16 protein-coding genes and 1 tRNA gene are annotated in these 19,706 nt (G+C 72.2%); 6 read left to right on the top strand and 11 right to left on the bottom strand.

The window, feature by feature from the left end; all coding sequences use genetic code 11:
* Positions 1–26: 26 nt before the first annotated feature.
* From AB6A66_RS00795 to AB6A66_RS00755, 9 genes are read right to left on the bottom strand one after another with little or no spacing between them, the layout of a single operon-like run.
* Positions 27–1,148 (bottom strand): glycosyltransferase, encoded by a 1,122-nt coding sequence (locus AB6A66_RS00795; RefSeq protein WP_371054399.1) that lies wholly within the window; start codon positions 1,146–1,148, stop codon positions 27–29.
* Entirely contained in the window at positions 1,145–2,254 is a 1,110-nt protein-coding gene (locus AB6A66_RS00790; RefSeq protein ID WP_371054398.1) for a glycosyltransferase family 4 protein, read from the bottom strand. Before AB6A66_RS00790 ends, AB6A66_RS00795 begins: the two co-directional genes overlap by 4 nt.
* Complete coding sequence (locus tag AB6A66_RS00785) at positions 2,251–3,408, bottom strand: glycosyltransferase (protein ID WP_371054397.1); 1,158 nt, start codon at positions 3,406–3,408, stop codon at positions 2,251–2,253. Before AB6A66_RS00785 ends, AB6A66_RS00790 begins: the two co-directional genes overlap by 4 nt.
* Positions 3,401–4,225 (bottom strand): FkbM family methyltransferase, encoded by an 825-nt coding sequence (locus AB6A66_RS00780; protein WP_371054396.1) that lies wholly within the window; start codon positions 4,223–4,225, stop codon positions 3,401–3,403. The genes AB6A66_RS00785 and AB6A66_RS00780 overlap by 8 nt, the downstream gene beginning before the upstream one ends.
* Positions 4,222–6,354, bottom strand: a complete 2,133-nt coding sequence (locus AB6A66_RS00775) for a bi-domain-containing oxidoreductase (RefSeq protein WP_371054395.1) — start codon at positions 6,352–6,354, stop codon at positions 4,222–4,224. Before AB6A66_RS00775 ends, AB6A66_RS00780 begins: the two co-directional genes overlap by 4 nt.
* Complete coding sequence (locus AB6A66_RS00770; RefSeq protein WP_371054394.1) at positions 6,351–8,045, bottom strand: heparinase II/III family protein; 1,695 nt, start codon at positions 8,043–8,045, stop codon at positions 6,351–6,353. Before AB6A66_RS00770 ends, AB6A66_RS00775 begins: the two co-directional genes overlap by 4 nt.
* A complete protein-coding gene (locus AB6A66_RS00765; protein ID WP_371054393.1) occupies positions 8,042–9,271 on the bottom strand; it encodes a glycosyltransferase family 4 protein in 1,230 nt (409 codons plus the stop codon). Before AB6A66_RS00765 ends, AB6A66_RS00770 begins: the two co-directional genes overlap by 4 nt.
* Before the next feature lie 5 nt (positions 9,272–9,276).
* Complete coding sequence (gene wecB, locus AB6A66_RS00760; protein ID WP_371054392.1) at positions 9,277–10,413, bottom strand: non-hydrolyzing UDP-N-acetylglucosamine 2-epimerase; 1,137 nt, start codon at positions 10,411–10,413, stop codon at positions 9,277–9,279.
* A gap of 6 nt (positions 10,414–10,419) precedes the next feature.
* Complete coding sequence (locus tag AB6A66_RS00755) at positions 10,420–11,778, bottom strand: nucleotide sugar dehydrogenase (protein WP_371054391.1); 1,359 nt, start codon at positions 11,776–11,778, stop codon at positions 10,420–10,422.
* Positions 11,779–11,991: 213 nt separating this feature from the next.
* Between AB6A66_RS00755 and AB6A66_RS00750 the strand changes: the two genes are divergently transcribed.
* The 3 genes from AB6A66_RS00750 to AB6A66_RS00740 all read left to right on the top strand — a co-directional run bounded on the left by AB6A66_RS00750 (position 11,992) and on the right by AB6A66_RS00740 (position 16,336).
* Positions 11,992–12,537, top strand: coding sequence for a transcription termination/antitermination protein NusG (locus tag AB6A66_RS00750; protein WP_371054390.1), 546 nt, complete (start codon positions 11,992–11,994; stop codon positions 12,535–12,537).
* 135 nt (positions 12,538–12,672) lie between these two features.
* The gene (locus AB6A66_RS00745) at positions 12,673–13,026 is read left to right on the top strand and encodes a hypothetical protein (RefSeq protein WP_371054389.1); all 354 of its coding nucleotides are present in this window, start codon (positions 12,673–12,675) and stop codon (positions 13,024–13,026) included.
* A gap of 583 nt (positions 13,027–13,609) precedes the next feature.
* Entirely contained in the window at positions 13,610–16,336 is a 2,727-nt protein-coding gene (locus AB6A66_RS00740; protein ID WP_371054388.1) for a calcium-binding protein, read from the top strand.
* Positions 16,337–16,435: 99 nt separating this feature from the next.
* Here AB6A66_RS00740 and AB6A66_RS00735 read toward each other — a convergent pair.
* Both AB6A66_RS00735 and AB6A66_RS00730 read right to left on the bottom strand, forming a co-directional pair.
* A tRNA-Ile gene (locus AB6A66_RS00735) sits at positions 16,436–16,512 on the bottom strand.
* 119 nt (positions 16,513–16,631) lie between these two features.
* Positions 16,632–16,985, bottom strand: a complete 354-nt coding sequence (locus tag AB6A66_RS00730; protein WP_371037698.1) for a hypothetical protein — start codon at positions 16,983–16,985, stop codon at positions 16,632–16,634.
* Between the two features lie 339 nt (positions 16,986–17,324).
* Here AB6A66_RS00730 and AB6A66_RS00725 point away from each other — a divergent pair, with 339 nt between their 5' ends.
* From AB6A66_RS00725 to purN, 3 genes are all read left to right on the top strand, one after another.
* A complete protein-coding gene (locus AB6A66_RS00725; RefSeq protein ID WP_371037697.1) occupies positions 17,325–17,885 on the top strand; it encodes a peptide-methionine (R)-S-oxide reductase in 561 nt (186 codons plus the stop codon).
* 93 nt (positions 17,886–17,978) lie between these two features.
* Entirely contained in the window at positions 17,979–19,022 is a 1,044-nt protein-coding gene (gene purM, locus AB6A66_RS00720; protein WP_371054387.1) for a phosphoribosylformylglycinamidine cyclo-ligase, read from the top strand.
* The gene (gene purN, locus AB6A66_RS00715) at positions 19,019–19,609 is read left to right on the top strand and encodes a phosphoribosylglycinamide formyltransferase (protein ID WP_371054386.1); all 591 of its coding nucleotides are present in this window, start codon (positions 19,019–19,021) and stop codon (positions 19,607–19,609) included. Before purM ends, purN begins: the two co-directional genes overlap by 4 nt.
* Positions 19,610–19,706: the final 97 nt, after the last annotated feature.

Here is a 19,706-nt window from a genome sequence, read left to right as displayed (position 1 = left end):
CCCGCGCCCGGCGGTGACGCCGCGCGTCAGGTCCATGGCGCACAAGGCTTCCGTCGGGCGCGCAGGTCGCGATATCTCGCCACGATCGCGTGGACGCGGTCGTCGGCGGAGTGGCCGTCGGCGATCACGCGCCGCCGGCCGGCCGCCGCGATGGCAAGCCGCGCCTCCGGCTCGGCCAGGTAACGCCGCACCTCGTGCACCAGCTCGTCGGGGCCGTCGAAGAAGGCGGCCTCGCGCCCTTCCTCGAAAAAGGCGGTCGCCTCGCGCGTGCGCTGGTGCAGCATGAAGCCGCCGGCGGCGGGGATCTCGAAGCTGCGCGCCGTCATCACGTCGCCGCTCGATGCGCCGGGCTGGCGCTCGGTCAGAAGCCCGAGGTTGATTTTCGAAAGCCCGATGGCCTTGGCGTATTCCCGCCCCGTGACACGGTCGCCCTGCCATGTCCGGCGAAGCGCGGGCGGCGCCCGCCGCCAGCGGTCGGGACCCCAGATCCGCAGGTCGAGGTCGGGGCAGGCCGCGGCGAGCGCGGCGAGCAGGCGCTGCTTCTCCGGCGAGCGGTCGCCGATGAAGGACACGTCGCAGGCATGGCGCGCGCGGTCGGCCTCGGTAAGGTCGGCTGGCGCGTGGGTTTCGGGGTCGAAGGCGTGCGGCAGGAAGGACGCGTCGCGGATGCCGAGGCGTTCGGCCATGTCGGACAGCCCGAAGCTTTTCGTGGTGAACACCCAGTCGTAGCAGGGCAGCGCGCGCGGCAGTTCCGGCCCGTGCGTGAAGACGCTCACATCCGGGAAGAACTGGATGCAGATCACGCCCTTCGCGCGCAACCGCTCGAGCGTGCGCGCCGCCACCATCGGTCCCTTGAAGACGAAGAGCATCTCGGGACGCAGGGCCTCGGCCTCGGCCATGAGCGCCGCGTTGAACTCGCGCACGAGGCGCGGGCGGAGCGCGCGGCGCAGCGCGCGCAGCGCGGGCGCGCGCCAGGCGGGCAGGAACTCGGCTTCCGCGATCGCCCGGACGGAGTGGCCCGCGCGGCGCAGTGCGCGCACCAGCGCGTAGTCGTTCGCGCCCTGCCACTGCGCCGACACGGCGAGGATGCGAAGGGGCGGGCGATGCTCGGGCAGGGCGGCGGGGCGGGATGCGCCGGGCCCGGTCATGCGCGGGCCCCTCGTGGCGTGGGGCGGGTCGTGGCGGCGAACTCGTCGAGGATCGGCAGCAGGCGGTCGCGGAACGCGCCGTACCGGAAGCGGGCCTGCCAGTGCCGCGCGCCCTGCGCGCCGAGCCGAGCGCGGAGCCCCGGATCGCGCAGCAGGGCGATCAGCGCCGCGCTCAGCGCCCCCGGCGCGTCGAGATCAGCGTTCAATCCCGTCTCGCCGTGCCGGTTGACCTCCTGCCCCGCGTCCTGGCACGACGCAATCACCGGAAGGCCCCGGCGCATCGCCTCCGTATAGACGAGGCCGAAGCCCTCGCCGCGGCTTGGCATGGCGAAGAGATCGGCGCGGGCCCAGAGCGCTTCGAGATCGCCTTCCCGCACATGGCCTGTCACCTCGATGAAGCCCGCGGCCGGCGAGCGCCGGGCCGCCTCGCGGATGAGCGGCACCCCGTCGCCCCCGCCCGCGATCACGAGCCGTGCACCGGGCACCGCCTGCACCACCTCGGCCCAGCAGGCGACGAGTTCGCGCTGCCCCTTGTACATCTGCGCGCGGTCGATCCGCCCGAGGCAGAGCACCACGAGTGGCGCGTCCGGCGGGCGGGGCGGCCGGGGGGCGGGCGGCCGGTCAGCCTCCGTGCCCAGCTCGCAGACGCGCGCGGCGCGCAACTGGCCGTGGCGGGCCTCCAGACGCGCGAGCGTGAAGCGGGAATTGGCAAGGAGCAGATCCGCGCCCCGAAGCGCGCGGGCGCGGCCCGGGGTCAGCCCGTTCCAGACTTCGACCCCGTGGACCCAGACGGCATAGGGCCGGCGCAGGCCCGGCAGTCGCGGATGCGCGCGCGCCATGCCGACGGAATCGTAAAGGAAGAGGTCGCTGCGGGCGGCGGCGGCCAGCAGGCCCGCGGCAAACCGGGCGCGGCTTCCTCGCGCAACGCGCATGGTCCGGCCCGCCGCCATTCCGGGGCGGTCGTCGAGATATGACAGAAGGGCCGCATCCGCCCCCGCCTCGACAAGCGCGCGGAGCGTGATGCGCGCCACGGCGGCGATGCCGCCCCGGCCCGGGCGGACAAGCGTTGCGCCGATCTGCCAGCGCGGTCTCTGGGCGGGCGTCACGGCCGCGGCGCCTCGGGCGCCATGGCGGTGCGGAACATGGCGGCGGTGGCGCGTGCCGCGTCCGCCTCCGCATGGCGACGCTCCGCCAGCCGGCGCGCGCCGCGCCGCCAGCGCTGCCGTTCCTCGGGCGGCAGGGCGGCGTAGCGATCGATCGCGGCAGCGAAGCGCGAGGGCTCGCCAAGCGGCAGGTCCCACCCCGCCCGTGCCTCGGCGAGACCGCGCCAGGGCGTGCGGTCGCTGGTGATGACGGGCAGGCCGGCGGCCAGCGCCTCGGCGATGGCGTGGCCGTAGCTCTCGTTCAGGCTGGGCATGAAGAAAACGTCGTAAGCCTCCAGGATGGATATTGGTTCCTCCGCCGGGATCGACGGCTTCCAGGTCGCGCGCACATGGCGCGGCAGCCGCGAAATCGCCGCGTCGCAGGCTACCTTGTACCGCGCGCAGACGACGGGGCCGATCAGGTCGAAGTCGACCGGGACGCGGACGCGCGTGAGCGTCTCCAGCGCGAAGACCAGGTTCTTCACGGGCGCGACGCGCCCCAGAAAGACGATCCTGAGCGGTCCCCCGCGGTGTCTCGATCCCTTGAGACTTTGGGGCGGAGGGGCGAGCTGCGCGGTGTCGGGCGCGTCGAGGATGCCCCTCGCGGGAAGACCGAGCGCGGCGATGTCCCGGCGTTCCTGCAGCGCGGTTGCGTGGAGCCACACGTCGTCCAGGAGCCCCAGGCGGCGGAGCGCCGTGAGATAGGCGCGCTTCGCGCCGGCCTTCTGCGCGAGCGCGCCCGGCGCGCATTCGCCGCGCGGCGAGACCAAGACCGGCATGCGCGGCACCAGCCCCGCGCGGCGCAGCGCCAGCACGGGCAGCGTGGTTTCCCGGTCGAACAGGCTGTTGAGATGGACAAGGTCGAAATCGCCGCGCGCCAGAAGGCGCCGGACCGGGTGCCAACGCGCGCCGCCCGGCGCCAGCACCACGCGTGAAAGGCCGCGCGCGGTCGCGCAGAACACATCGGCGCTTGCCGCGAGCGTGAGAGCGAATTCGTCCGACAGATCGCACGTCAGCGCCTCGAGGCTCCGGACCGCGCCCGAGGCGGGCTGAGCGCGACCGGAGGCACCGAAAAACACCGCGACGGACGGGTGCGCCCGGGCCGCGCCGTCAGCCATGCACGTTGAATCGGTCGAAGCGCCCGCGCCGGAGCGGAAGCCAGTCGAGCGCGCGGGCATGGACGAGCGCGTAGTTCGACTGGAAGAAGCGTTCGAGTTCCGGATGCCAGTCCTCGAACACGGTGCAGGCGGCCGGATCCACGCGGACGAGCGTATAGTCGAGCCCGCCGATCAGGTCGAAGACATCGCGCAGGAAGGCCCGCCCGAAGATCCAGCGGTGGTTGTACTCGAACTGGAAGATGTCGATCCGCCCGGCGGCCAGAAGCGGGCGCGCGCCGGTGAGCACCCGCAGGTCGTGGCCCTCGGTGTCGCTTTTGGCCAGGTGGATCCGGGCGAGGCCGAGCGCGTCGGCGACGGCGGTGAGTGGCGCGGTCGGCACGCGTTGCCGTGCCAGCCCGGGGCGCGACGGGTGGAGCGAGTTCGTCCCCGCGCCGGGCCCCTCCAGCGCGATCTCGGCCTGGCCCTCGGTGTCCGACAGGGCCGTCTCGTGAAGCGTGACCGCCCCCGCGCGCGCCGCGATCTCGGCGCGAAAGAGCGCCGCGGTCTCGCGGACCGGTTCGAAGGCGTGCACGGCAAGGCGCCCGGCCGCGCGCCGTGCGGGTGGAAGCTGCTCCAGCAGGCTTGCCGTCCATGCGCCCCGGTTCGCGCCGATGTCGAGGACGGCGAAGGGGCGCGCGGCGCCGGTGGCCGCGATGGCGCGGCGCTGGAGCATCGCCTCGCCGTTCCGGGCGATGGTGTCGCGGCGCTGCTCGCCGCGCGCGGCGCAGTAGACCCGCCGGCCGACCCGCCAGGCGAGATGGCGGCCGGGCGCGCTCATGTCCCGTCCTGCCGCTGAAGGGGCACGGCACGGCCCGTGCGGACCGCCTGTTCGAGCGCGAGGCTCGCCTCGGTGGCGGCGAAGATCTCGGGCTCGGGGATCGGCGGGGCGCCGCCCTCGCGGATCGCCGCGACGAAGGCCGCCATCAGCGCCCGCTGCCCCTTGTCCTGCTTGCGGCGCAAGACCTTTCGCCGTCCGCAGGCTGCGATCTCGAGGCGCGTGAAATCCTCGAGCCGGAGCGCCCGGCCGGCCGCGAAGACCTCCACCTGCTCTTTCGGGAGGGCCGGGTCGCCCATGGGCGCGTAGACGAGCGCGCCGGTGGAACCGTCGGCGAAACGCAGAAGCGCGGACACCACGTCGCCCGCGCCGCTTGCCGCGACGGCCTGGACCGAAACGGCGGGCGCGCCCGCGAGATGGGCCATCGCGTCGAGGAAATGGCAGCATTCCCCGAGGAGCCGTCCGCCCCCCTCCGTGCCGTGGATCCAGCTTTCGGGCGGCAGCGGCCCCGCGTTGACCCGGTAGAGGATCTGGAGCGGTCCCGCCATGCCGGCGAGCGCCGCCTTCATCTCGCCCATGAGCGGCGCGAAGCGGCGGTTGAAGCCCACCGTCAGGAGCCCGGGCGCCTCTGCCGCCGCCGCGCGCACGGCGTCGAGCCCCTCACGATCGAGCGCGAGGGGCTTTTCGCAGAACACATGCTTGCCCGCGCGCAGGGCCGCGGCCGCGTAGCCCGCGTGGCTGTCGTGGCGCGTGGCGATGACCACCGCCTGCGTTCCCGGATCTTCCAGAACCGCGCCGGGCTCGGTGGCGGCACGGGCGAAGCCCGCGCTGTCCGCCGCGGACCGCGCCGAGAGGCCGCGCGAGGTGACCACGGCGGTGAGCGTCGTACCGCTGGCGGCGCGCAGGGCCGGCAGGAGGGTGCCGCGCGCGTAGCTGCCGAAGCCGATGAAGCCCACGCCCGGGCGCGTGTCCGTCGCCGTCCGCGACAGCGAGAGGTGGCGCGCGGGCGCGGCCCGCGGTGGGGCGGGATAGTCGAGCAGGATGGCGAGGTGCGGCCCACCGCCGCCCAGCAGGTGGTAGGCCTGCGCCGCGTTCGCGATGGCGAACCGGTGGCTGACGAGCGGCGCGGGCGTCAGCCGGCCCGAGGCCACGAGATCCAGGAACGCTTCCATGTTGCGCTGCCCGGTCCAGCGGACATGGGGCAGCGGATAGTCCCGGCCCGCGATCTCGTAATCCGGGTCGTGGCGGCCGGGACCGGTCGAGAGCGCGAGGCGCAGGTCGAGCTCGCGCCGGTAGAAGAGGTCGCGGTCGATCTCCATGCCGGTCAGGCCCACGAGGACCACGCGCCCGCCGAGCCGGCTGATCGCGGCGGCGGCGTTGACCGGTGCGCTCGACCGAGTGGCGGCGGTGACGATCACGGCATCCGCCCCCGCGCCGCCGGTGAAGGCCGCGGCCGCGCCCTCGAGATCCGCGCTGACGGCGTGTTCGGCGCCAAGCTCGCGCGCGAGGGCGGCGCGCGCGGGGTCGGGATCGTATCCCAGGACCTGGCAGCCGTTGGCCTTCAGCAGCTGCACGGTCAGAAGCCCCAGAAGCCCGAGCCCCGACACCGCCACCCGCTCGCCGAGCGCGGGCGCGGCACGGCGGACGCCCTGAAGCGCGATCGCGCCCACGGTGGCGAAGCTCGCCTCCGTGTCGCTCACGCCTTTCGGGATCCGCGCGCAGAGGTTGCGGGGCACGGCGTTGATCTCGGCGTGGCTGGCGAAGCCCGCGCCGGCGCAGGCCACGCGGTCGCCCACGGCCAGCCCCGCGACCCCGCGACCGATCTCCAGCACCTCGCCGGCAAGGCTGTAACCCGGCGCCGCGGGATCGTCGAGCTTGGCGCGCACCTTCTCGGCGGTGCGCCGCAGCCCTTCGCGACGCGCCGTCCGGACGACCTGGCGCACGAGGTCGGGCCGCGCGGCGGCCTTCCCGGCGAGCGTCGCCTGCGCGAGTTCCAGGATCTGGCGTTCCGTCCCCGAGGAGATGAGCGAGGCGCGCGTGGCGACCAGAATGCGGCCGGGCAGGGCGCGGGGCGCGGGCGCCTCCACGACCTCGGGCGCGCCACCGCGGTAATCCTGGCGAAGCTGTTTCATGGGGCCTTCCCTTCCAGAAGCGTGATGCGGGTGATCAGGCGAAGCGGTCCGCGCCCGGCGAGGACGCTGAGGCGGGTCGTGCGCCGCTCGACCCCCAGATCGGGCCACCAGATGGCGGGCTCCAGGCGGATGGGGGCGGTGGCGGCCACCACGAGCCGGGCGCGCCCTTCAAGGTGAAGCCGCACCGCCTTTCCGTCCGGGCCCGGCTCGGCGCGGATGTCGGGGTGCAGGAGAAAGCCCGCCGTCGCATCGGCCGTCGGGCCGCCCGCCAGCCGGTCCTCGATCGTGACGCCGGTTGCGTGCGCATCGAAGCGGCGGCGGTGGACCGGCCGGCCCGGCGCGGTGCGATAACCGTCATGCCGCCCTTCGAGGCGGATGCCCTTAGGCCCGGCCTCCCACCGCTCCAGCGTCACCTCGGGCCGCCGGCCGCAGCGGAAGGCGCCGAAGAACTCCGCCTGCTCCGCCCCCGCGAGCGCCAGCGTGTTGTGCGCCGCCGTGCTCCGGGCGGCGTCGCGGCGCGGACCCTCGGCATATTCGAACACGCCCTGGTCCACGATCACCCGCCGGCCGTCGACAGAGAGCTCGAAGCCGAGCGCGTCGCCGTGGCCATGGGCGGGCAGATCGTCCGGCGCGATCCGTCCGCAATCGGCGACTAGGTAGAGCGGCCCCCGGCGCATCCCGAAACAGCCCGCGTCGGGAAAGGCGAAGGTATCGCGCGGTGCCGGCGCGGGCCCGATCAGGCGGGTATAGGCTGCGAGGCAGTCTCCGGGCGCACGCGCCATGGACAGCCCCGCGTCGTTCAGAAGCACCACGCCGCCGTCGGGATGGGCGAGGTCCGCCGCCGCGAGGGCCATGGCGGCGAGCGGGCCGTCGAGCCACGCGCCTTCCGCCCCCAGCGCGGCGCGGCAATCGAGGAGGTCCGCCATCACCTGGCAGTGGTAGGAGGGCGAACGCTCGAAATGCATCCCGTCGGGCAGGATCTGCCGGGCGGCCTCGCGGCGCAGGCGCGCCACGGCGCGGCGGCGCCAGCCTTCGGGCGCGCGGCCCTCGAAATATGCCGCCCCCCGGATCAGGGCGCGGAGGTCGCGGATCAGGTGGTTGCCGCCCAGATCGGTCTCGAGGTGCCGCGCGAGGAAGGCGAGCTGGCCGAGAAGGCTCTCCTCGGCCCGCCCGACGAGGGACGCCGGCAGCCGCGCCCGCCGCCGCGCGAGTTCGTCCATCCAGACGCAGGCGCGGGTGGCCAGCGCATAGGCGTTCCACGCATCCGCCCAGGCGCCGGGCCGGGGCCGCGCGTTGGCGTCGAGCCAGTCCGAGACCAGCCGAGCCCAGAGCGCGGCGTCCGCGCCCTCGAGATACTCCATGTAATGCAGGGTCATCCGCCAGAGCTGCGCGCGCGGGCCGGGGCCGGGGGCCTGCCAGTCGATCCCGGGCCCCGGCATCTCCACGCACCGGTTGAGAAGCGTGACCGCGAAGCCCGCGCCCCGCGGCGCCACCGCGCAGCCGGGCCGCGGGGCGAAAAGCGGCTGCGGCGGCGCCGCGGCCGCCCGCGCGGCCGGGGCGGCGGGCGCGCGCGGCCCGAGCCGGTCGGCGAGCCGTCTGCGGGCGACGAGTTCGGCGCGCCGGGCGAGTTTCTCCAGCGGCATGTGCCGCCCGAAGGCGCAGGCGCGGGCCAGCCCGGCAAGGGTGCTCATGCCGCCGCCACCTCCTCCAGCAGCGAGAGATACTCGGCCGCGATCCGGCGCCGGTCGAAATGGCGCTCGGCATGGGCGCGGCCCCGCCGCCCCATGCGGGCGGCCTCGGCGGGATCGCGGGCAAGGCGCAGCACCGCCGCGGCGATCTCCTCGGCGCTTTCGGGGGTCACCGCGAGGCCGGCCCCCGCGGCCTCGAGCTCGGCGCGCGCCGCGCCCCGCACCCCCAGCACCACCGGTTTCGCCGCCGCCATGGCTTCCGCGAGCTTCGAGGGCAGCACCCGTGCGAAGGCGGGCCGGTCCCGAAGGAGCACGAGGCTCGCGTCGCTCGCCGCGAGGACGGAGGGCATCTCCGCGCGGGGGAGCGGGCCGGCCACCCGAAGGTTGGGCAGCGCCATCGCCCGGGCGCGCGCGGCGAGGCGCGCCTGGTCCGCCCCGTCGCCCACCAGCAGGAAGCCCACCCCCGGCTCGTGGCGCAAAAGCGCGGCCGCGTCGAGCACCGCGTCGAGCCCGTGCGCCATCCCGTGCGTGCCGGCATAGGTGGCCACGAAGCGCCCCGCGAGCCCGAAGCGCGCCTTCGCACCCGCCGCGTCCTCTTGCGCGGCGGGGTGGAACGCCGCGAGGTCGACGCCGTTGCGCAGCACCGTGATCCCCTCCGCCCCGCCGCGGCGGTCGGCGATGTGGGGCACGAACCCCTCGGCCACCGGCACGACGTGGTCCGCGGCGCGATAGGCGCGCGCCTCGAGCGCCTCTAGCACCCCGATCGCGCGCCCGCGCGTCATCGCGTTCACCGCCAGGATGCTCTCGGGCCAGAGGTCGCGCACCTCGAACACCCAGCGCGCGCCGGTCATCCGCCGCGCGGGCAGGCCCGCGAGCCCGCAGAAGAACTGCGGCGAGGTGGAGAGGATCACGTCGGGCCGGCCGAGGCGGGGCAGGGCGGCCAGCGCCGAGAGTGCGAAGGAAAGATGGCTCGCCGCGCGCCGCGACACGCCGGCATTGGGGGCGATGTGGCTCCAGACGCGCACCAACCGCACGCCCTCCGAACTCTCCTGCTGGAAGAGCCGGTTCCGGTAGCCCGGGTAGAGCCGCCCGCGCGGATGGCTCGGCGCGCAGGTCACGACCGTCACCTCGTGCCCGGCCGCGGCCCAGTGGCGCGCGTGTTCCGAACTGCGCGCGGCGGGCGCGTTCGTCTCGGGCGGGTAGTAGTGGCAGAGCAGCAGGATGCGCATCACGCTCAGGCCGGGATCAGGAAGTCCCGCACGGCACGGGCGACGCGAGGGGCCGCGCGCCCGTCCCAGAGTTCGGGGCGGCGGACCGGCCCGGCCCCTCCCGCGAGCGCCCGCGCCACCGCCGGGCCGAGGGCGGCAGGGTCGGTTCCCAGCAGCGTGTTGGTGCCCTCTGCGATGGTCACCGGCCGTTCGGTGCTGTCGCGCAGCGTGAGGCACGGCACGCCGAGCGCCGTGGTCTCCTCCTGCACCCCGCCGCTGTCGGTGATCGCGAGCCGCGCCTCGCGCAGCAGCCCCAGCATCGACAGGTAGCCCAGCGGCGGCGTGACGAGCAGCCCCTTGCAGCCCTCGAGGCGCGGCAGGAGCGCCGTCTCCGCGAGGCGCGCGCGGGTGCGCGGGTGCAGCGGCCAGACCAGCGGAAGCCGCGCCGCGATCCCCTCCAGCGCGGCGAGGCCGGAGGAAAGCCGCGCGGGGTCGTCCACGTTCGAAGGCCGGTGCAGCGTGACGACGCCGAAGCCCGCGCGCCAGGCACTGCCGAACCGCCCCGCGCCGTCCTGCGCGGCGATGGTTTCGGCCGCCGGGCGGGTCCGCGGCAGCGCCTCGCACAGCGTGTCGATCATCACGTTGCCGACGAAGCGGATGCGCGTCCTGCACACGCCCTCCGCCTCAAGACGGCCCTGCGCCGCGCGTTCCGTGGTCAGCAGCAGATCGGAGAGCCGGTCGGTCACGAGCCGGTTGATCTCTTCGGGCATGGCGCGGTCGCCGCTGCGAAGCCCCGCCTCCACATGGGCGAGCGGGATCCGGTGCTGGGCGGCCACGAGCGCGGCGGCGAGGGTGGAGGTCACGTCGCCCACGACCAGCACGAGCGCCGGGCGATCGGTCGCGAAAGCGGCGTCGAGCCGCTCCATGATCCGGGCGGTCTGCACCGTCTGCGTGCCGCCGCCCGCGCCGAGATGCACGTCGGGGCGCGGCAGCCCGAGCTCCTCGAAGAACACCGCGTCCATCTCGGGGTCGTAGTGCTGCCCCGTATGCAAGAGCCGCGGCGCGAAGATGCCCTCGGCGCGGAGCGCGCGGAGGATCGGCGCCATCTTCACGAAATTGGGCCGGGCGCCCACCACGCAGTCGATCCGGGAGCCTCCGGCCATCTCGTCTCAGGCGAGCACGAGGTTGGCGCCCGATGCCCCGGCGCGGCGGCAGGCGTTGCGCGTGTCCACGACGAGGGGCGCATGGCGCACCACCGCGCGGTAATCCACCGCGTCGTGGTCGGTGACGACGAGCGCCGCGTCATAGCCCGCGGCGAGGTCGTCGCGCCACGCCACGCCCGCGCGGCCCGAGAGGCCGGGATGCGCGGCGAGGGCGGGCAGGCGCGCGACCTGCGGGTCGTGGAAATCCGTGGCCGCGCCCATCGCCTCGAGCCGCTCGATGATCCGCAGCGCGGGGCTTTCGCGCACATCGGCCACGTTCCTCTTGTAGGCCACGCCCAGAACAAGGATCCGTGCGCCGCGCACGCCCGTCCCGCCCCGCCGCGCGAGCGCCTCGGCGACGCGCGCGGCGACGCGGCCGGGCATCGCCGCGTTGATCTCCGCGGCAAGCTCGACGACCCGCGCGGCCCGCCCATGCGCGCGCGCCTTCCAGGCAAGGTAGTGGGGGTCCACCGGGATGCAGTGCCCGCCAAGGCCCGGCCCCGGATGGAAGGGCATGTAGCCGAAGGGCTTGGTGGCCGCGGCCTCGATCACCTCCCAGATGTCCACGCCCATCGGCTCCAGCACGTCCTTGAGCTCGTTCGCGAGCGCGATGTTCACCGCGCGGAACACGTTTTCGGCCAGCTTCACCGCCTCCGCGGTGCGGGTGTCGGACACGGTGACGACGCGGTCGGTGAAAAGGCCGTAGAGGTCGCGGGCGAGCCGCCGCGCCTCCGGGCAGGACCCGCCGACCACCTTGGGGGTGTTCCGCGTCCCGAAGGCGGTGTTGCCGGGATCCTCGCGCTCCGGCGCGAAGGCGAGGAAGACGTCATGCCCGCAGACGAGGCCGCCCGCCTCCAGGATGGGCCGCACGACCTCCTCGGTGGTGCCGGGATAGGTGGTCGACTCGACGATCACGAGTTGCCCCGGCCGCAGCCGCGTGGCGATGTCCCGCGCGGCGCGCGTCAGCGGGCCGAGATCGGGCTCCCGCGCGTCGGTGAGCGGCGTCGGCACGCAGATCGCCAGCACGTCGGGCTCCGCGAGGCGCGCGACATCGGTGGTGGCCCGAAGCCGCCCCGCCGCGACGGGCCCGGAGATCCCCTCGGAGGGGAAGTGCCGCAAATGGCTTTCGCCGCGCATGAGCGCCGCGCAGGTCGCGTCGTCGATGTCGAAGCCGAGCGTGGAAAGCCCCGCGCCGGCCGCCGCCGCCGCGAGCGGCAGGCCGACATGGCCCAGGCCCACCACGCCGAAAACCGCGTCGCGCGACGCGATCCGGCGGCGAAGAAGCGCGGCATGGGGCGGCGCGTCGATGGGGCGGGCGTCGTTCATGATCGGAAAGGCGGCGCGCGGGGGGGGCGGCGCGCCATGGCTACCGCAGCGGAAGTCGCCCGGTCAGGGCGCCCGTGATATCCGCGGCGCGGTCATGGAACGACTTTCGCGGATTCCCGCCATGCGGGTCAATTCTTTTTTAACGTCGCCCATTAACGGTGTCTTAACCAGTTTTCCGGAGCCTTCCCACACGCACAGGAGTGGCCCGAAAACATGAGCTTGCACGCCGTCGCCGACATCTCCGTTACCCGGGCCGACAGCGATGGGTGGTTCGTCGCGCAGCTCAAGCCGAACGGTCTTTCCATGGCCGTCACCCATCTCGGCCGGCAGGGTTTCGACACCTTCGCCCCCTGGCGCCTCGAGACGAGCCGCCGGGGCCACCGGCTGCGCGGCCTGCGCCGCCTGCTGTTTCCCGGTTACCTCTTCGTCCGCGCCACGCCCCGGGCGGGCCCCTGGCGCGCGGTGCAGGGCACGCGCGGCGTGGCGCGTCTGGTGCAGACGGCCCAGCGCAGGCCGAGCCCGCTGCCTGCGGGCTTCGTGGACGTGCTGCGCGCGCGCTGCAATGAAGAGGGCCGGCTTATCGGCGCGCCCTGCTTCGCGGAGGGCGACCGGGTGCGCGTGGTGGCCGGGCCCTTCACCGATCTCGCGGGCCGGATCGAGGCGATGGACGAACCGGCGCGGTTGCGGGTCCTGTTCTCGATGATGGGACGGGAGGTGCGCGCGACGGTGCCGGCCGAAAACCTGCACCCGCTGCGTTGAGCCGGACGCCGCCGCACCGTGCCGGCGGTTTCCTGCGCAGGCCGCAACGAATTCCATATTTGTTATATCACGATTGCGTTATGTGTGATATCTTCCCGTTTCAGGTGGGGGGCTGACCTGAGCGAGGAGACTTTCATGAAACGATCGACACTGGCCGCGACCTTCGTCGCAACAACGCTATGCCTTGGCGCACCGCTGCAGGCGGACCACGGCAATCCGTGGGCGGGCGAGGACGATACCGTCCTGTCCAAGTATCACGACGCGAACCAGGCGCGCAGCGCCGATACCCCGGGCGAAGACGAGATGCGCGGCGCGCTGGCCAGAAACGCGCATGGCAAGCTCGACACGGACGGGTCCGGTCGTGGTGGTGGTGGCGGCGGCCATGGCGGCTCCGGCAATGGCGGTGGCGATGGCGGCCACGGCGGTGGCGGCCATGGTAACGGTAATGGCGGCCATGGCGGTGGCAACGGGGCAGGTTCGCGCCGCTGACCGCCGCGCACCGGCCATGCATCTGCGTCCTGCATGCGAGTGGTTCGGGCGCGACTGACTTCAAATCCCGGCGGCACATCTGCCGGCGGGAATTGCTTGCGATCCAAACCTCGATGCGGGCTTTCGGCGCAAGATTGGCCCGATGACTGCAAAGCGGCCATTTCTTCGCACGTCGACATCTGCGGAAATGGCGGTCCGACCCGCCCGAGCACTCATTTCCCAGGCCTCGCGGGCCATGTCGGAGCGCGCGCCGTGCAACTGTTCCCTAGGCTGCGCGCGGCAGACCCGGGCCGCGTCCTCCGGGTGCGGCCGCGGGCCAAGGGGCGGCCCCGTCACGGCGGGCGCGGACAGGCGTCCCGGCGCATGTTCCGCCGCGGCAGCGGGCACAGGCCAGAGAGTGCGCCGATGTACGATCCCGTGCCGGTGCTGGCGTCACGTTGATATCTATCAATGCCCCCCCACCGGGCCGCGCCTAGCGTTTTCCATGGCGGAGTGAGCGCGCGGAAGCGAGTCGTCTGGTCCCGGATGTGATTGCGACGTCGGCACTTTATTGTTCGCCAATGGTTTTGGAGTGGAGGGAAGAATGGCTACACCGATCAATCCCGAGAATGTTCAGGATTTCGACCAACCTTTGAACACGACGCCGGACTACAGCGTGGTCCACGTCTTCAGCACCAATGATGTCACCGGTACCTTCGACGGGCTCACGCAGGGTGACGTGCCGCCGGGCGAAACCCCGGTCATCGACTTCACCGCCGATCCGAAGGTCACCAACGACGGTGTTAGCCTTTACCCGATCAACAGCGAGTTCGGCTTCCTCGTCACCGATTTCGACGGCGCCGTGCAGAAGGATTTCGTCCTCAACCCCGAATACGAAGAGGGCTTCGCGGGCGATCTGCTCGGCGACGGCGGCGAACAGATAGGCCTTGTGCTGTCGGACGCACCGACGGACGAGTTCAAGGCCCCGGCGCTTCTCGGCACCTGGCTCGCCGGCCTCGGCGGCAACTCGGTGAAAGCCTCCACCGAGCATTATATCGTGATGCAGAACATCCTGTCGGACCAGCGTTACCCCGGCGACCCGGATGCCGAGTATCCGCTGGACGACAACCTCGTGATCGTCGGGGGCACCTATGACGGGCAGTTCGTCGCCGACGTGATCCCGATCGTGGGCGACGTGAACGGCGACGGCGTCGAGGACATCAAGGACGTGCTCGCCCCGAACGAGACCACCATCGCCGCGGACATCGCTGTGAGCACGGACTACTCCGTGACGCTGAAGGACGACGGCAAGCTCCTCTACCGGTGGGGCAACATGGTGAAGCGTCCCAACGACATCCGCCTCGAGGTGGAAATGCCGCTGCCGGACGAGTGGAAGACGCCGACCTCGGAAGATCCCGACGTGATGCCGCTCTACCGGATCACCTCGGCCGAGCTGGTGACCCATCACACGATCACCAACAACCCCAACGACCAGGTCCGGCCCGAGGATTACGAGAACGAGTCGGCGATCGGCACGCTGCCGACCTACGAGATCGTTCCGGACTACAATCTCGACGGGCAGGGGCCGCGCGAGGTCTGGGTCTCGACCGACGACTACTACGCGGGCGACGGCACGCTCTATCCCGCCGGCACGATCCTGAAGGACCAGTTGCTCGCGGACCAGTGGGCGGCCAGCGACATCGCCGCGATCGGCGCGAACGACGGGGCCGAGGGCTTCACCAACGCCTGGTACACCACGATGGACCGGGAGCCCTTCGAGCCGGTGCTGAACGAGACGGAAACGGATTACGACACCGGCCCGCGCTGGCGGCTCAAGCCCAACAAGTACGGGCAGGATCTGCCGGGCGTGGAGGTGACGACCGATCCCAGCTCGCCCCCGCCGCCCCGGCAGGACGAGATCAAGTACGAGACGGGCGCGGAAACGCAGACGGTTCTCAACCTGCTCGACTGGGAGTTCCCGGTCTCGCCGCTGTCGATCAGCGCCGGATGGATGAACAACGCCGGCGAAGTGTCTGAAAACGGTCTCAACCTGACCGACAACTTCGACGTTTCCTTCTACGTCAAGGGCGACATCAAGCCCGCGACGCTCTACAGCACCGAACTCCTCATGGACTACGAGGAGATCGATATCGCGGCGGCCGGCGAGACGTTGACCGGGACCGCGGGGGACGATCACCTCGCTGGCCGCGGCGGCAACACCTTCACCGGCGACACGGGGACCGATCTTTTCGTGGTGGGCTACGCCACCGCATTGGCCAGCCTCGTGGCGAGCACGATCAACGACTTCGAGGTCGGCACGGACATCCTCGGGCTGATCAACCACGGCGTGGACGACGTGACCTTCGACACGCTGGTGACGCAGACCGTGGATGCCGGCAACCTGACGGTCAGCATCGACGGCACCGATGTCGCGACGCTCAACGGCGTGGATGAGGCCCTCGCGATCGAGGACTTCCTGCTCGCGAACTATGACGCGCCAACGGCACCGCCGGGCGTCATCACCGGAACCGAAGGCGACGACGATCTCCTGGGCACCGAGAACGCCGACGAGATACTCGCGCTTGGCGGCAACGACAGCGTTCAGGGTCTGGGCGGCGACGACACGATCGACGGCGGTGCGGGAGACGACGTTCTCAACGGGGGTGACGGCAATGACGTCATCGATGGCGGCGACGACGACGACGTGCTGATCGGCCTCGGCGGCGACGACACGCTCGATGGTGGCTCCGGCGACGACATCCTGAATGGCGGCGAGGGCAACGACCGTCTGGTGGACGGGTCCGGGGCCAACCGGTTTGTCGGTGATGCGGGCGACGATACGCTTGTCGCGTCCGGCGGCACGGAGCGTAACGAGATGTATGGCGGCACGGGAGCAGACACCCTGCTTGACGGCTCCGGAGGCTCGGTGCTGTTCGGCAATGCCGAAAACGATCGCTTGATCGGGGGAGGCGGCAACGATCAGTTGTTCGGAGGTGTCGGAAATGACGTTCTCAACGGGGGCAACGGCGCCGACCGGCTTCGCGGCGATGCCGGAGACGACTACCTGCTGGGGGGCGGCAACACCGATCTCTTCATTTTCAACGAGACCGGAATAGGTGCCGACCGCGTCGCGGACTTCGTGATCGGAGAGGACCGGATGTTCCTGTCCTCGACGCTTACGGGCGGCGAGACCGATGCGGCGAGCGTGGTCGCCACTTTCGCGAGCTTGTCGGGAGCGGATGTGGTGTTCGATTTCGGCGGAGGCGACACGGTAACGCTTCTCGGCCTCGGCACCACCGTGGATCTGGCAGACGATCTGATCATCGCCTGACCAAGAGGATCCGAAACCGGCGACGGCCGGGCGCGACCCGCGCCCGGCCGTTTGCACGCCGGGGGTGTCGCGTGATGCCAGCGCATGTCTCGAGAGGACTGGTAGGCCCGGAGGGACTCGAACCCCCAACCAAAGCGTTATGAGCGCTCTGCTCTAACCGATTGAGCTACAGGCCCGCCGCGATCTGATTGGCAGGGGCGGGTGGTCAGGTCAAGTCCGCCCGGCGGTGGGGCCGCGTGCGGGGCGGGGCAGGGCGCGGCGGCGGTGCCGCCGCGCCCCGCTGGAGCCCGGGGCCTTACACTTCCTCGCCGTTCACGAGGATGGTCGCGTTCGCGCGGTCGGTCACCTGGATGTTGCGCAGGGTCCCGCTCACCTGGAAGCAGTCGCGCCCGTCGAACACGGTCCCGGCGGCGTTGTTGTCGTAGACCGAGTCCTCCATGCCGATGCCGCATTCGTGCAGCTGGACGATGTTGCCGTCCGCGAAGATGCGATAGCCCACCGGCGCGTCGCCCTTGGCCATGATCTCGATGCGGTAGTCGCCCTCCTGCATGTTGCTTTCCATGTCGCCGCTGCCCTGAGCGACGGCAAAAGTGGAAAGTGCGCTCGCGGCGACGAGGCCGGAGATGACGGTTTTCAGGTTCAGTTTCATGTTGCCCTCCTTCGTTGATGTTCAGGCAGGGATGACGCTAGGTCCACGGGCCGTTCACGCACAAAACACCTTGCGAGGATCACGGGTGAACGTCCCGTGAGCGGCGCGTTGCGCCTGCGATCATGGCCTTTCACGGCCTCGGTGTCCGGGCGCGCCCTGGTCCGCGACGCGCGGCTTGCCGGCGGCGTTCACGACCACCCTACAGGGCCGCGACGAGTCACCGCAGCCTTGCGCACGGCGGCGTGCGCGCGGCGCGCGTCCGGCTCACGACGGGTTTCGTCGCGTGTGAGCGGGCGGCGGGTGTAGCCTGTCCGGACACGCAAGAGGGAGACAGATGCCATGACCGACGCACATCACGCCAGGCTGGGCCGCCGCAGTTTTCTGGGATCCGCGGCGGCGACGGCCGCGACGCTGGCGGCCGGCCGGCCGCGTTCCGCGGATGCCGCCACCGCCGGCGACGGCTTCACCTTCGAGATCCAGCGCAGCGAGGCCGAGTGGCGCGCCATGCTCGACGACACGGAATTCCGCGTTCTGCGCGAGGAAGTCACCGAGCGCCCGCACACGAGCCCATTGGTGACGGAAGGCCGCGCCGGCCTTTACCGCTGCCGGGGGTGCGACCTGCCCGCCTACGACGCGCGGTACAAGGAACCGCTCGACAAGGGTTGGGTCTTCTTCCGCCACAGCGAGCCCAACGCCGTCCTCACCGGGATCCAGTATTTCGAGGTGCAGGTTACGGACATGAGCGCCGGAACATCGCAGGACGAGCCGGTCGCCAAACCCGAGATCGAGGCGCATTGCCGCCGCTGCGGAAGCCATCTTGGCCATATCCTGCTGGTCGAGGGGCAGGTGCTGCACTGCATCAACGGCACGAGCCTCGTCTTCGAGCCGAAAGACGCCTGACCGGGCGAGTGAATGGCGCGGCCGCGGGAGTTGCGGGGTCCGGAGCGTTGGGATACGCCCTCGCACACCCGCGAGCCGCCCGGAGCACAGCCGATGACCCAGAAGAACGGACTGACCTACGCCCGGTCGGGCGTCGATATCGACGCCGGCGAGGCGCTGGTGGAGCGGATCAAGCCCGCCGCCGCGCGCACCGCGCGGCCGGGCGTCATGGCCGGGCTCGGCGGGTTTGGCGCGCTCTTCGACCTCAAGGCGGCGGGCTACGCGGACCCGGTCCTCGTGGCTGCGACCGACGGGGTGGGCACCAAGCTGCGCATCGCCATCGACACCGGCACGCTCGCGGGCGTGGGGATCGATCTCGTGGCGATGTGCGTGAACGACCTCGTCTGCCAGGGGGCGGAACCGCTCTTCTTTCTCGACTATTTCGCGACCGGGCGGCTCGAGCCCGATGCGGCGGCCGACGTGATCGAGGGGATCGCGGATGGGTGCGCGCGGTCGGGCGCGGCGCTCATCGGCGGCGAGACGGCGGAGATGCCGGGCATGTACGGGGCCGGCGACTTTGACCTCGCGGGCTTCGCCGTGGGCGCCATGGAACGCGGTCAGGCGCTTCCGTCGGGCGTCTCGGAGGGCGACATGCTGCTGGGCCTCGCCTCGGACGGCGTGCATTCGAACGGCTTCTCGCTCGTGCGCCTGGTGGCCGAGCGCGCGGGACTCGCGTGGGACGCGCCGTGCCCCTGGGGCGCGGGATCGCTCGGCGCGGCGCTTCTCACTCCCACGCGGCTTTACGTCAAACCCGCGCTCGCGGCGCGGTGCGCGGGCGGCGTTCGGGCACTCGCCCACATCACCGGGGGCGGGCTCACCGAGAACCTGCCGCGCGTCCTGCCCGAGGGGCTCGGCGCCGAGATCGATCTGGCCGCCTGGGCGCTGCCGCCGGTCTTCGGCTGGATCATGACCGAGGGCGGCGTGGACGGCGCCGAGATGCTGCGCAGCTTCAACTGCGGTATCGGCATGGTGGCGGTGGTCGCGCCCGACCGGGCCGACGCGCTGGCCGCGCTGCTGCGCGCCGAGGGCGAGACCGTGCACCGGATCGGCCGGGTCACCGCGGGGCAGGGGGTCGCCTACCGGGGCGCGCTCGGGTGACGCGGCGGGTCGCCATCCTGATCTCGGGCGGCGGCTCCAACATGGTGCGCCTCGTGGAAAGCATGGCGGGCGATCATCCCGCCCGCCCCGTGCTGGTCCTGTCGAACCGCCCCGGCGCGGGCGGGCTCGCGCGGGCCGAGGCGCTCGGCGTGCCCACGGCGGTGGTGGATCACACGCAGTTTCCCGACCGCGAAAGCTTCGAGGCCGCGCTCGACGCCGCGCTCGCCCCGGCCCGGCCCGACATTCTTTGCCTCGCGGGCTTCATGCGCGTGCTGAGCGAAGGCTTCGTGGGCCGTTGGGCCGGGCGGATCCTCAACATCCACCCCTCGCTTCTGCCGAAATACCGCGGGCTCGACACGCATGCCCGCGCGCTCGCCGCGGGCGACGAGGCGCATGGCTGCACCGTGCACGAGGTCACGGCCGCGCTCGACGACGGCCCGATCCTCGGGCAGGCGCGGGTACCGGTGGAGCCTGACGACACCCCCGGCACGCTGGCCACGCGGGTTCTGGCGGCCGAGCATCGCCTTTATCCCGCGGTGCTTCGGCGTTTCGCGGCCGGCGACACGACGCCGGTACGTCTGCTGTGAGCGGCGCTTTTCATCCGCGCCGCCATGGCTTACGACCACCCGGCCGCCCGCTCGCGAGGACGGGCAGGCCACGAGCGAAGGTTTCAAGCGACAGGGT

Origin of the sequence: Rhodosalinus sp. K401, assembly GCF_041365735.1 — a bacterium.
Lineage (GTDB): Bacteria > Pseudomonadota > Alphaproteobacteria > Rhodobacterales > Rhodobacteraceae > Rhodosalinus.
The sequence above is the reverse complement of the archived record's forward strand: the minus strand, read 5'-3'. Positions and strand labels throughout refer to the sequence as shown.